Source organism: Anaeromyxobacter sp. SG66 (genome assembly GCF_022690805.1).
GTDB lineage: Bacteria > Myxococcota > Myxococcia > Myxococcales > Anaeromyxobacteraceae > Anaeromyxobacter > Anaeromyxobacter soli.
Map to the genome: position 1 here is coordinate 1 of NZ_JALCZC010000121.1, position 12279 is coordinate 12279.

Consider the following 12279-nt stretch of genomic DNA (forward strand, 5'->3'; position numbering starts at 1 on the left):
CGGCTGCCTCAGCGCGGCGCGGGCGCGGCGGCCAGCCCCGGCGGCGCGGGCGGCGGCTCGCCGTACCGGCAGCGCCACAGCTCGAAGGTCGTGACGGTGGCGTCGCCGCGCTTCACCTCGAGCGGCGGCAGCGCCACGAGCGGCCGGCACGCCTCGGCGCGGCGCTCGCACGTGTGCTTCTCGCGCGGGTCGAGCACGAGCAGACCCTCGCGACCGGCGAGCGCGGCGGGGTCGAACCAGTAGCGGTACTGCAGGCCGTGGTCGCCCGCGATCTCGGCGGACCAGGTCCGCGGGTGGCCCGGCAGGTAGTACGCGAGCTCGGCCGACACCTTGTAGTTGCACCCCGCCACGAAGGCGTCCGGGCCGAGGCGCGCGCGCTCGGCGTCGACCCGCGCGGCGAGGTCCCGCCAGCCCGCGGAGCCCTCGTCGCGCGCCGGGAACGGCACCGCGGGGAAGACGGGGACGAGGTGCGTGTAGACGCTGCCGGCGAGCGCCAGCGCGATCCCCGCCAACCCGGCGCGGCGCCGCCACCCCCCCGCGAGCGCGAGCGCCGCGGCGGCCGCGAAGGCGGTGGGGTAGACGGGCGCGAGCCAGTTCCCCTTCACCCAGTGGAAAGGGGAGACGAGCGTCGCGAGGCAGAGGAGCGGCGCCGCGAAGATCGCGCACATCCGGAAGGCGGGATCGGCTCGCCGCCGGATCGCCTGGACGACGGCCTCCACCGCGAGCACGAGCAGGACCGGCGTCACGAGCGCCGCCTGCAGCCCCACGTAGCGCGCGACGAGGACCGGGCGCAGGGAGGAGTGCGCGACGCGGGCCTGCGTCTGGAACTCGAAGCTCGCGAGCCCGTGCCGGAGGTTCCAGACGATCACCGGCGCGAACAGCGCGCCGGCGAGCGCGGCCCCCGCCCACGGCCACGGCGTCCGCAGCATGCGCCGGCCGCGCGGGTCGAGGAGGAGCGCGAGCAGGATCTGCGGCAGGAGCAGCGCCCCGGTGTACTTGCCGAGGAGCGCCCACCCGGTCGCCGCGCCCGCGGCGAGCAGCCACGCCGGCCGCTCCTCGTCGAGCGCGCGCAGCGTGAAGTAGAGCGCCATCGCCCAGCCGGAGAGCAGCGGCCCGTCGGGCGTGATGATGACCTGCCCGAGGGCGAAGAGCGGGACGGCGAGTCCGGCGGCGAGCGCGACGAGGGCCACCCGGGCGCCGAAGAGCCGCCGGACGGAGAGCCAGAAGAAGGCGCAGAAGATCGCGGAGTGGAGCGCCGCCGCGAGCCGGATCGCGCGCTCCGAGTCGCCGAGGAGGCCGGTCGTGAGCGCGATCGTCCAGGCGGCGAGGGGAGGGTGATCGAAGTACGACAGGTCGAGCCGCCGCGCCCACTCCCAGTAGTACGCCTCCTGCGGGGAGAGGGCGAGGTGGCCCGCGTAATAGACGTGGAAGAGCGTCGCGGCCGCGCCGAGGAGCAGCGCGGCGAGGGCGGGGCGGCGATCGGGAGCGTGCAAGGCGGCCCTGGGTCAGACGCGGCGAAGCTTCTGGCGCAGCTCGAGGACGATCTCGCCCTCGCGGAAGACGCGGACCGTGCCGCTCGTCTGCGAGACCGTGACCGCGATGGACTTCGACTCGGTCGTGATCGACGCCGCGGCGCTGTGGCGCGCGCCCAGCCCCATCGGCAGCTTCACGTCGCGTGACATGGTGAGCAGGTAGCGTCCCGCCGCCAGCACGACGCCGTCCTCCCGGATGATGAACGCGCCGTCGAGCGCGGAGAACGTCTTGATGGCCTCGCGGATGGGCGGATCGAGCGCGTTCCGCTCCGCCTCGCTGATCCCCTGGAACGGGTTCAGGATGAGCTGGCGGCTCTTCTCCATCACCGCGGTGGAGTCGCCGATGACGACGATCGTGCCGACGGGGTGCCCCTCGTAGCCCTCCGCGCCGATCTCCATCGCGGTGTGGATGAGGCTCTCCACCACCTGCGAGGAGAACCCGGGCGGGAGCCCGAGCGTGTCGACGCGGATCTTCTCCTCCGGGTCCTCCGAGCCGATCTCCACCTTCACGAGCGTGTCGACGACCCGGTCCTCGCCCGGTCCGGCGAGGGCGAGGATGGTGTCGCCGTCGCGAACGACGCCCGCGGCCTGGGCGGCGACGACCGCCACCTTGATCTTCTCGATGCGCGTGTAGTCGTAGGGCGGGATGAGCACCGCCATGTACTTGCGGGCCTTCAGCTGGTCGGCGATCCCCTCGCTCGTCACGGCGTAGACGAGCTTGCGCTTGATCGGGCGGCCGCGGATCTCGTTCGGCGAGATGGGGTGGTCGGAGATGAGCAGCAGGCGATCCACCTCGGATCGCGCGGTGAGCGCGAGCGCGCCGCGCAGGAACTCGCGGTCGAACTTCCCGTCGGACATGGCGCTTGAGCATGTTCCGGCGGCGGACCCGAGTAAAGCTTCCGCGCGATTCTCCCGAGGCCCGCGCGCCGCGGCCGCCGGGGCGATCGCCGCGGAGCGCGCGCCGCGCGAAAGGCCCGCTGCGCGGCTGGGCACGGCTTGACAGCCCCGGGGGCGCAGACTAGTTTCTCCGCTCTTTTCGGTCGGGCCCCCGGGGGGGCGCGTCAGCGAGGAGGTCGCTTGAACAAGAAGGACCTGAAGAAGTTCAAGACGATGCTCGAGGAGTCCAAGCGGCAGCTTTTGCTCTCCGCGAAGAAGACGCTCACGGAAGAGGCGAGCTTCGACACCGACGATCTCCCCGACGAGATCGACCTCGCGTCGAGCGAGTACACGCAGTCGATGATCTTCCGCCTGCGGGATCGCGAGAAGTTCCTCCTCGCCAAGATCGACAAGGCGCTCGCCCGCATCGAGAACGGCACCTTCGGCATCTGCGAGCGGTGCGAGGAGGAGATCTCCGCGAAGCGCCTCGAGGCGCGGCCGGTGACGACCCTCTGCATCCGCTGCAAGGAAGAGCAGGAGCAGAAGGAGAAGTCGTTCGGGTAGCGCGCCCGCCTACGGCGGACGATCACCCCGCGGCCGGGCCGAGCGCCCGGCCGCTCGCGTTTCGGGGAGCTTCTCGCGATGACCGACCGGCGCGCGCCGCGTGTTGCTCCGCCTGGTCGCGACGGACGCGCGCCGCCGCTCGCTCGCCGCCGCGCTAGGATCGCTCGATGACCGCCCCCGCCCGGCCGCAGCGCCGCTCCCGCCGCGCGTTCTGGCTGTTCGCCGTAGCCATGGCCTTGGCCGTCCTCGGCGGCGGGACGATCGTCCTGCTCAACCGCCGCTCCGTCCGCGAGTACCAGGCCGATCAGGAGCGGGCGGCGGCCGAGCGCGCCCCCGCGATCGACCCGCGCGCCGGCGCGAAGCCGGACGACCGGGCCGCCGCCGCGCCGGGCCGGAGCGCGGAGGGAGCCCGCTGAACGGCCCGGTCGCCTCTCTCGAATCGCGCCCGGTCGCTCAGCGGAGCTTCTCCGCGACCGACCGCATCTTCCCGGCGATCGTGTGCTCCTTGTCGCGGCGGTCGTCGATCTTCACGAGCGTCGACACGCGGACGGCACCCTCCGTGAAGGGGTGCTCGTGCATCCGGCGCACGACCGCGAGGATCTCGTCGAGGTCGCCCTCGATGATCGTCCCCATGGCGGTGAGCTCGTGCGTGAGCGTGGTGCCGCGGAGGATGCGCTCCACGCCCGCGACGTAGCGCGACACGCTCGGCGTCCCCGTGCCGAGCGGCGTGATGCTGACGAAGACGACCGCCATCTCGATCCTCCCGGCGCCCCGGGACGGAGGCGCGTGATGGCGCCTCGGAGCCCGGCGAGGCGCGTGCTGCCACGTTAGCCGCGCCCCCGCCCGCGCTCAAATCGCCTGGCCCCTGGCAGCCGGGCAGGGCCCCCGGCGTCGCGGCGGACCTGGCGCCGCCTGCTGCGCCGCGTTACGGAAAGGAGACGAGTGGGGGGCGTATCCCGGGCTTGCCGCGCCCGGGCTCGACCCGATACGCTCGAACGATCCGTGTGCTGCGCCTCAACGACATCCTGGACCGGGTAGGTGGGTACCACCCGGACCCCGATCTGGACCTGATCAAGAAGGCGTACGTCTACTCCGCCAAGGTCCACCAGGGGCAGATCCGCAAGTCCGGTGAGCCGTACCTCATCCACCCCCTGGAGGTGGCAGGGCTCCTCGCCGAGCTGAAGCTCGACGAGTCGTCGGTCGTGACCGGGCTCCTCCACGACACGATCGAGGACACGCTCGCCACCAAGGAGGAGATCGCGGAGCTGTTCGGGCCCGAGATCGCGGACCTCGTCGACGGGGTGACGAAGCTCTCGCAGTTCAGCGCCGCGAACACCCAGGAGGAGAAGCAGGCCGAGAACTTCCGCAAGATGGTCGTCGCGATGGCGAAGGACATCCGCGTCCTGCTCGTCAAGCTCGCCGATCGCACCCACAACATGCGGACGCTCGATCACATGAAGCCCGAGTCGCAGGAGCGGATCGCGCGCGAGACCCTCGACATCTACGCGCCCCTCGCGAACCGGCTCGGGATCCAGTGGCTGAAGAGCGAGCTCGAGGACCTCTCCTTCAAGTACCTCCGCCCAGAGGACTACGCCGAGCTGTCGTCGCGCGTCGAGGCGGAGGCGAAGGAGAAGCAGCAGTTCGTGCAGGAGGTCGTCGAGGTCATCCGCGGGCGCCTCACCGACGCGGGGATCTCCGTCCAGGTCTCGGGCCGCGTGAAGCACGTCTACTCGATCTGGCGCAAGATGCGTCAGCTCGACGTCGACTTCGACCACATCCTGGACGTCGTGGGCTTCCGCGTGATCGTCGACACCGTCGCGGAGTGCTACGAGTCGCTGGGGATCATCCACTCCTTGTGGAAGCCGGTGCCCGGCCGCTTCAAGGACTACATCGCCATCCCGAAGCCCAACCTCTACCAGTCGCTCCACACCACGGTGGTCGGGCCGCGCGGCGAGCGCATCGAGGTGCAGATCCGCACCAAGGAGATGCACCGCATCGCCGAGGAGGGCGTCGCGGCGCACTGGGCGTACAAGGAGAAGGGGCGCGACGGGAAGGGCGCCGAGCTCTCGAAGAAGGACGCCGAGAGCTTCGGCTGGCTGCGGCAGCTCGTCGAGTGGCAGCGCGAGCTCGCCGATCCGCGCGAGTTCCTCGAGACGGTGAAGGTGGACCTCTTCTCGGACGAGGTCTTCGTGTTCACGCCGAAGGGGGCGGTGAAGAGCCTGCCGCGCGGGGCGACGCCGGTGGACTTCGCCTACACGATCCACTCCGAGGTCGGCGAGCACACCGTCGGCGCGAAGGTGAACGGCAAGCTCGTCCCCCTGCGCTACGCGCTGAAGAACGGCGACACGGTCGAGATCCTCACCTCGCCGAACGCGCACCCGTCGAAGGACTGGCTCAGCTTCGTCAAGACGAGCCGCGCGCAGGCCCGCATCCGCCAGTTCATCCGCCAGGCCGAGCACCGCCGCTCGCTCGAGATCGGGCGCGACGTCGCGGAGCGCGAGTTCCGCCGCTTCGGCCTCAGCCTCGCCAAGGCCCAGAAGGGCGGCGATCTCGAGAAGGCGGCGCAGGCCCTCGGCTACCGCGCCCCCGACGACCTCCTGGCGGCCATCGGCTACGGCAAGGTCGCTCCGGCGCAGGTGCTCCAGCAGCTCCTCCCCGCCGACAAGCTCGCCGAGCCCACGCCCGCGGAGCCGTCGCCGACCTCGCGCCTCACCGAGATCTTCCGCAAGGTCGCGCGCCGCCCGGCGGGGGGCGTCCGCATCAACGGCATCGACGACGTGCTCGTCCGCTACGGCCGGTGCTGCAACCCGGTGCCCGGCGACGCCATCGTCGGCTTCATCACCCGCGGCCGGGGCGTGACGGTCCACACCGTCGCGTGCGACAAGGTCCTGGGGATCGACCCGGAGCGGCGCGTGGACGTCGCCTGGGACGTGAAGGGCGACTTCAAGCGGCAGATCTCGATCCGGGTCATCACGAGCGACCGCCCCGGCATCCTCGCGCGGATCTCGCAGACGTTCAGCGAGGCCGGCCTGAACATCTCGCAGGCGAGCTGCCGCACGACGCCGGGCGAGCGCGCCGTGAACGACTTCGAGGTCACGGTCGGTGACCTGAAGCAGCTCAAGTCCGTCATCCGGACGCTCGAGCGGATCGAGGGCGTCCAGTCCGTCGAGCGCGTCTGATCGCGCCCCGGCCGCCGCCGCGCGAGAAGCCACCGTTGAACGCTCGGGCCGAGGCCGCTACGGTAGCGGCATGAAGCGGATCCTCTCCACCCCGGCCGCGCCCCAGGCGATCGGCCCCTACAGCCAGGCCGTCGAGGCGCGCGGCGGGCGCACGCTGTTCCTCTCCGGGCAGATCCCGCTCGACCCCGCCACCGGCGAGCTCGTGGCCGGGGACATCGACGCGCAGACGACGCGCGTGATGGAGAACCTGCGCGCCGTGCTCACCGCGGGAGGCGCCGGGTTCGAGCACGTCGTCCGCACCACCATCTTCCTCGCGGACCTCGGCGACTTCGCCCGGGTGAACGCGGCGTACGGCCGGTACTTCCCGGGCGAGCCGCCGGCGCGCGCGACCGTGCAGGTCGCGGCGCTCCCCCGCGGCGCGCGCGTCGAGATCGACGCGATCGCCGTGGTCGAGTAGCGGCCCTCGAAGGTCCGCCCGGCGTCCTCCAGGTCCGCGAAGGCGCCGCCCGGGCCGCGGGGGCGCACGTGATGTCGAGCGCTTGGGCGCGGCACGCCCTTCGCGATCCGGACGATCCATTCGTCGGACCGCGAGGGCCACCGCATGTCCCGCATCGAGTCGAGCAGCACGCCGCACGTCGTCCTCCCTCCGCGCGAGCCCCACGGAGCGCGCGACCTGCTGTGGAGCGGGTTTCGGCCCTCGTACTCGCTCTGCGGCCGGAGCCCCGAGCAGCGCGCGGCCGTGCACCGGGCGAACGTCGCGCTCCGCCGCCTCGATCTCGCGGACTTCGAGCGGTTCCTCGGCGAGTGGGTGGCGTCGGCGAAGGCGTGCCGCACCCTCGACGAGCTCGCGGCGCACCCCCGCGTGATCGACCCCGTCCGCGAGCTCCAGCCGTGGGAGCCGGGCGCGGTGACCGCGGAGAACCAGGATCTCGCCGCGATCCACGGTCGGTTCCGGCACGCGCTCGCGGAGGCGCTCGGAGCGGTCGAGCGCCACCGCGCCCGCCTCGAGCGCCGCCCCGCGCCGCTCGAGGTGAGCGCGGAGGGGGCCGTCGGGCTGGAGCTCGACGTGGGCGCGCTCCGCATCGGCGCGCAGGCGTCGTTGCGCGAGCGGGCGGTGACCGCGAGCCTCGGCGCGCGGCGCGTCGCGGTCCGCTGCGCGCTCGACGAGGCGGGCCGGCCGGGCTGCGTCGTGAAGACGCCCGTGCTGACCGCGGCGAGAGACCGCCTCGAGCTCCCGGAGCTCCGGCACGGCGTCGTATCCGGCGGCGCCCGCCGCGACGGGTTCACGGTTCAGGTCGGACCCTCCGCGCGCCTCGGCTCGGACCGGCTCCACCTGCGAGCGCGGGCGGAGCTCGGCGTCCGGGTCCAGCTCCTCGACGTCGAGACCGCACGCCGCGCGCTGTCGAACGAGGACTTCTGGACGAAGAAGCGCTGAACGCCTCTACCCCCCCCGCAACACAAGGAGAGCCCACATGCCGCGCCACGTTCCGCTCGCCCTCGCCGTCGCACTCGCCCTGCTCGCCGCCGCCTGCGCTCCCGACGCTCACGGCGACCTGCGCGCCCGGGTTCGGCTCCAGCCCGCAGGGGCCCCCGGGCGCATGACCTTCGAAGGCGTCGGCGTCGGTACGGGGCTCGAGGAGGCGCAGGCCGTCTTCGGCGGCCCGCTCGCGTTTCCCTGGGACGGGACCCACCTCGCGCGGGAGCTCGCGAGCGACTTCGGGACGAGGCTCGACGTCCTGTACGGCGTGAAGCGCGACGGCTCGGGAACGATCTCCGGCCTCACGCTCGACTACACGGGGAACCCCCTCGCCATCGCCAGGCTCGACGCTCGCTGGCGCGAGGTGCTCTCGGCGATCCCGGGCGCGTGCGAGGAGGCGGGCTGCCAGTGGAACGACGAGGACGGCCGGATGATCGCGCTCGTCACGAAGCTCACCCGCTGGGCCGGCAGCTCCCAGCTGACGGTCACGATCGAGCAGTGACGCCGGCCCGCGCTCGCACGCGTCGAGACCTCACCCGCAGCCGTGCCCCATCCGCAGGCCCGGGATCGCGTGAACGCGGAGAGACGTTCCGCAGGCGCACGAGCCCGGAGCCGAGACGGGGAAGCGCAGCGACGCCCGGCGAGGCGTACTGCCTCCGTACGCCGCAGCCGGAAGGAGCGAGCACCCCCGTCGCAGGCCCGGGATCGTGCGCCGTACCTAAGGCTCCAGGTACTCGTACTCCTTCCCTGCGTAGTTCCTCAGCACCCAGCGCTTCCCCTCGTGCGAGACCACGTAGTTCGGGTTCACGGGGATCTTGCCGCCGCCCTGGGGCGCGTCGACGACGAAGTGCGGCACGGCGAGGCCGGAGGTGTGGCCGCGCAGGTGCTCGATGATGCGGATGCCGGTCTCGACGGGCGTGCGGAAGTGGCTGATGCCCTTCGAGAGATCGCACTGGTAGATGTAGTAGGGCCGGATCCGCATGAGCAGGAGCTTGTGGTTCAGCTCCTTCACGGTCTCGGGCTCGTCGTTGACGCCCTTCAGGAGCACCATCTGGTTGCCGATGACGCACCCGGCATCCGCGAGCCGCCGCGCCGCCTCGAAGGCCTCGGCGGTGCACTCCTTCGGATGGTTGAAGTGCGTGTTCACGTAGACCGGGTGGTGACGGCGCAGCATGTGGACGAAGTCGTCCGTCACGCGCTGCGGGAGGGTGACGAGGTTGCGGGTGCCGAGCCGGAAGATCTCGACGTGCGGGATCGCCCGCAGCCGGCCGAGGATGTAGTCGAGCCGGTCGTCCGAGAGCGAGAGCGGGTCGCCGCCGGAGATCACCACGTCGCGGATCTCCGGGTGCGCCGCGATGTACGCGAGCGACTCCTCGATCTGGCGCTTCGCGGCCGCGGTCGTCGGATCCGACACCTTGCGCTTGCGCGTGCAGTGGCGGCAGTAAACCGGGCAGTTGTGCGTCGTGTAGAAGAGGACGCGGTCCGGGTAGCGGTGCGTGATGCCGGGCACCGGCATGTCCCGCTCCTCGGCGAGCGGGTCCTCGAGGTCGGCGGGCGCGATGGTCAGCTCGCCCAGGGTCGGGACCGACTGCAGCCGGATCGGGCAGCTCGGGTCGTCGGGATCCATGAGCGCCGCGTAGTACGGCGTGATCCCCATGTGGAACTCGGCGTCCGTCTCGACGACCGCGCGGCGCTCCTCGTCCGTGAGGTGGATCACCTTCTCGAGCTGCTCGAGCCGGGTGATCCGCTCGCGCTGCTGCCAGTGCCAGTCGTTCCAGAGCGTCTCGGGGACGTCCTTCCAGATGGAGCGCGGGCCGGGCGCGAAGCGCGCGCGGACGCTCGGGACGGGTCGGATCCCGTCGTCGATCGCCGAGCCGGCCGGGCGGGGTTCGCCGTTCGCGCGCTCCGGAGGAAGGGCGCCGACGTCCCCGTGGTCGCTCGTCACAGGAAGATTCGCCATGTCGTCTCGCTCCACAGGGGGCCCTCTGCGAGGGCCGCGCGTCTCCTTTAACACCGACGCGCCGCCATGACACGGCCCGTCGCCCCACCGACCGGGGTGGGTCCCGCCGTGCAGGCCGAGCGGCAGCAGGCAGGCGAGGCGGCGCTCCGGGGCCAGGCGTCGTTTGACCGCTGCGTCGCGGGCGGGTAGCTTCCGCGCCCCGCCGGGCGTTCCCCGTGGCGACGGCCCGAGCGGTGATCCCATGGACTTTCGAGCCCGATTCCCCGACGTCTCCGAGAGCGACTGGCGCGACTGGCGCTGGCAGCACCGGAACGCGCTGCGCACCGCCGAGGACCTCGGCCGCCTCGTCGCCCTCACCGACGACGAGCGCGCGGGCCTCGCGCACGCGCGAGGGCGGACGCGCGTCGCGGTGACGCCGTACTACGCGTCGCTCATGGACCCCGTCCACGGGAGCTGTCCGATCCGGATGCAGTCCATCCCGCTCCCCGGCGAGGCGACGCAGGCGCCCGGGGACCTGCGCGATCCCATCGGCGAGGACGCGCACCGGCCCGCGCGCGCGATCGTCCACAAGTACCGGGATCGCGTCCTCTTCCTCGCCGTCGATCGCTGCTCGGTCTACTGCCGTCACTGCACGCGCCGGCGGATCACGTTCGGCGCCGACGCGGGGTTCGACCGCGACGCGATCGAGGAGGGGCTCGCGTACGTGCGGGCGCACCGCGAGGTGCGGGACGTGATCGTCTCGGGCGGCGATCCGCTCGTGCTCTCGGACGAGCGGCTCGACGCGCTGCTCGCGGGCCTCCGCGCCATCCCGCACGTCCAGCTCCTCCGCGTCGCGACGCGCGCGCCGGTGACCTGCCCGATGCGCGTGACGCCCGCGCTCGCCGCGCTCCTGCGCCGCCACGCGCCGCTCTTCGTCGTCACGCACTTCAACCACCCCGTCGAGGTCACGCCGGACGCGCGCGCCGCGTGCGAGGCCCTGGTCGACCACGGGGTGCCGGTGGAGAACCAGTCCGTGCTCCTGCGCGGCGTGAACTCGTCGGCCCGGCTCCTCACCGATCTCAACGAGCGGCTCCTCGCGAGCCGGGTCCGCCCGTACTACCTCCACCAGGGCGATCTCGCGGAGGGGACGGCGCACCTGCGCACGCCGCTCGAGGCCGGGGTCGCGATCCTGGAGCAGATGCGGGGGCGGACGAGCGGCCTCGCGATCCCGCACCTGGCCGTCGATCTCCCGGGGGGCGGCGGGAAGGTCACGCTCTCGCCAGATTACGTGCTGGGGCCGGGCGAGGAGGGCGCGCCGGGGCACTGGCTCCGGAGCTTTCGCGGCGCGCGCCACTTCTACCCGGCGCCTCCCGCGGCGGATTGCACCTGCGGGCACGAGGCGGTCTACTATGCCCGCGAGCCTGCCGAGCCGCCCGCGGGCGAAGGGGACGCATGATCCAGTCGGTCGTCGCCAAGCTCGCGGTCTTCACCATCGCCGTCGTCGGCTACCTCGGCTACGGCGGGGTCGTCCTGCTCATGGCGATCGAGAGCGCCTGCATCCCGCTCCCGTCCGAGATCATCATGCCGCTCGCCGGGTACCACGTGTACCTCGGCAACTTCACGCTGCACGGGGCGGCGCTCGCGGGCGCGATCGGCTGCGTCGTGGGCTCCGTCCCGGCCTACTACCTCGGCCTGTACGGCGGCCGCCCGCTCATCGAGCGGTACGGTCGGTACGTGCTCGTGTCGCACCACGATCTCGACGTGGCGGATCGCCTCTTCCGAAGGTGGGGTCAGTGGGTCGTGTTCGCCGCCCGCCTCCTCCCCGTCGTCCGCACGTTCATCGCGTTCCCGGCGGGCGTGTCGCGGATGCCGATGGGGAAGTTCATCGCCTTCACGTTCGCGGGCTCGTACCCCTGGTGCCTCGCGCTCGCGTGGGTCGGGGCGAAGCTCGGCGACAAGTGGGACAGCGACCCGCGCATGAAGGCCGTCTACCACCGGTTCGAGCTCGTCATCGTGGCCGCCGGTGTCGCGGCGGTGGTCTTCTACGTCTGGCACAAGGTCCGCGCGTCGCGGCGCGACCGGGCGGCGACCGTCGCGGGCGCGCCGGACGAGGGGTGATGGCGCCCGCCGCCCTCGGGGTGGCGCCGATCCGGGCCGCGCTCGCGCTCCTCCTCGTCTCCGCCGCGCCCGCGCAGGCGGAGGAGCTCATCCGCGTGCGCGTCTCGGAGCGGCCGGAGCGCATCGAGGAGGTCCGGCTCGAGGACTACGTCGCGGGCGTGGTGTCGGGCGAGATGCCGGTGAGCTTCCCCGGCGAGGCCCTGAAGGCGCAGGCGGTCGCGGCCCGGAGCTACGCCCTCACGCGCAAGATCGAGGCGCAGGCCGCGAACCGGCGCTGGGACATCGCGACGGGCGTGCTCGCCCAGGTCTACCGGCACGGCGCGGCGAGCCCCGCGGCGCGGGCGGCGGCCGAGGCCACGGCGGGCGAGGTGCTCGTCTCGGGGATGGAGCCGGTGGAGGCGTACTTCCACGCGTCGTGCGGCGGCACGACCGAGGCGGGCCTGCCCGCGCTCGGGCGCGACCTGCCCTACCTCGCCTCGGTCGCGTGCGGGCGCTGCGACCGCGCGCCGGGGGTGCGCTGGTCGGCGCGGATCGACGCGCGCGCGCTCGGCGCCGCCGCGGGCCTGCGCGGCGCGGCGACCGAGGCGCGCGTCT

Annotated in this window: 13 protein-coding genes; 9 read left to right on the top strand and 4 right to left on the bottom strand. The window is 72.8% G+C overall.

What is annotated here, in order from left to right; all coding sequences use genetic code 11:
* Positions 1-8 precede the first annotated feature (8 nt).
* The gene (locus MNZ39_RS20910; RefSeq protein ID WP_242341038.1) at positions 9-1493 is read right to left on the bottom strand and encodes a glycosyltransferase family 39 protein; all 1485 of its coding nucleotides are present in this window, start codon (positions 1491-1493) and stop codon (positions 9-11) included.
* Between the two features lie 12 nt (positions 1494-1505).
* Complete coding sequence (locus tag MNZ39_RS20915) at positions 1506-2390, bottom strand: diadenylate cyclase (RefSeq protein ID WP_242341039.1); 885 nt, start codon at positions 2388-2390, stop codon at positions 1506-1508.
* A gap of 219 nt (positions 2391-2609) precedes the next feature.
* Between MNZ39_RS20915 and MNZ39_RS20920 the strand changes: the two genes are divergently transcribed.
* Together MNZ39_RS20920 and MNZ39_RS20925 are read left to right on the top strand one after the other, a co-directional pair.
* Positions 2610-2972, top strand: a complete 363-nt coding sequence (locus MNZ39_RS20920; RefSeq protein WP_242341040.1) for a TraR/DksA C4-type zinc finger protein — start codon at positions 2610-2612, stop codon at positions 2970-2972.
* Positions 2973-3139: 167 nt separating this feature from the next.
* On the top strand, positions 3140-3388 hold the full coding sequence (locus MNZ39_RS20925) for a hypothetical protein (RefSeq protein WP_242341041.1): 249 nt from the start codon (positions 3140-3142) through the stop codon (positions 3386-3388).
* Between the two features lie 37 nt (positions 3389-3425).
* Here MNZ39_RS20925 and MNZ39_RS20930 read toward each other — a convergent pair whose 3' ends face one another.
* A complete protein-coding gene (locus MNZ39_RS20930; RefSeq protein WP_242341042.1) occupies positions 3426-3725 on the bottom strand; it encodes an MTH1187 family thiamine-binding protein in 300 nt (99 codons plus the stop codon).
* Between the two features lie 251 nt (positions 3726-3976).
* On the opposite strand from MNZ39_RS20930, the gene MNZ39_RS20935 reads away from it, so the two are divergent.
* The 4 genes from MNZ39_RS20935 (at position 3977) to MNZ39_RS20950 (ending at position 8130) form a co-directional block, all read left to right on the top strand.
* Complete coding sequence (locus MNZ39_RS20935) at positions 3977-6151, top strand: bifunctional (p)ppGpp synthetase/guanosine-3',5'-bis(diphosphate) 3'-pyrophosphohydrolase (protein ID WP_242341043.1); 2175 nt, start codon at positions 3977-3979, stop codon at positions 6149-6151.
* 70 nt (positions 6152-6221) lie between these two features.
* The gene (locus MNZ39_RS20940; RefSeq protein ID WP_242341044.1) at positions 6222-6608 is read left to right on the top strand and encodes a RidA family protein; all 387 of its coding nucleotides are present in this window, start codon (positions 6222-6224) and stop codon (positions 6606-6608) included.
* Positions 6609-6752: 144 nt separating this feature from the next.
* The gene (locus MNZ39_RS20945; RefSeq protein WP_242341045.1) at positions 6753-7586 is read left to right on the top strand and encodes a hypothetical protein; all 834 of its coding nucleotides are present in this window, start codon (positions 6753-6755) and stop codon (positions 7584-7586) included.
* 37 nt (positions 7587-7623) lie between these two features.
* Positions 7624-8130: a hypothetical protein gene (locus MNZ39_RS20950; RefSeq protein ID WP_242341046.1), complete on the top strand. Its 507-nt coding sequence runs from the start codon at positions 7624-7626 to the stop codon at positions 8128-8130.
* 216 nt (positions 8131-8346) lie between these two features.
* Here MNZ39_RS20950 and ablA read toward each other — a convergent pair whose 3' ends face one another.
* Positions 8347-9588 (bottom strand): lysine 2,3-aminomutase, encoded by a 1242-nt coding sequence (gene ablA / locus MNZ39_RS20955; RefSeq protein WP_242341047.1) that lies wholly within the window; start codon positions 9586-9588, stop codon positions 8347-8349.
* A gap of 241 nt (positions 9589-9829) precedes the next feature.
* Here ablA and MNZ39_RS20960 point away from each other — a divergent pair, with 241 nt between their 5' ends.
* The 3 genes from MNZ39_RS20960 to MNZ39_RS20970 form a co-directional block, all read left to right on the top strand.
* Positions 9830-11023, top strand: coding sequence for a KamA family radical SAM protein (locus MNZ39_RS20960; RefSeq protein ID WP_242341048.1), 1194 nt, complete (start codon positions 9830-9832; stop codon positions 11021-11023).
* The gene (locus MNZ39_RS20965; RefSeq protein ID WP_242341049.1) at positions 11020-11685 is read left to right on the top strand and encodes a DedA family protein; all 666 of its coding nucleotides are present in this window, start codon (positions 11020-11022) and stop codon (positions 11683-11685) included. The genes MNZ39_RS20960 and MNZ39_RS20965 overlap by 4 nt, the downstream gene beginning before the upstream one ends.
* A partial coding sequence (locus tag MNZ39_RS20970) for a SpoIID/LytB domain-containing protein (RefSeq protein WP_242341050.1) occupies positions 11685-12279 on the top strand: 595 nt, incomplete at its 3' end. The genes MNZ39_RS20965 and MNZ39_RS20970, both read left to right, overlap by 1 nt.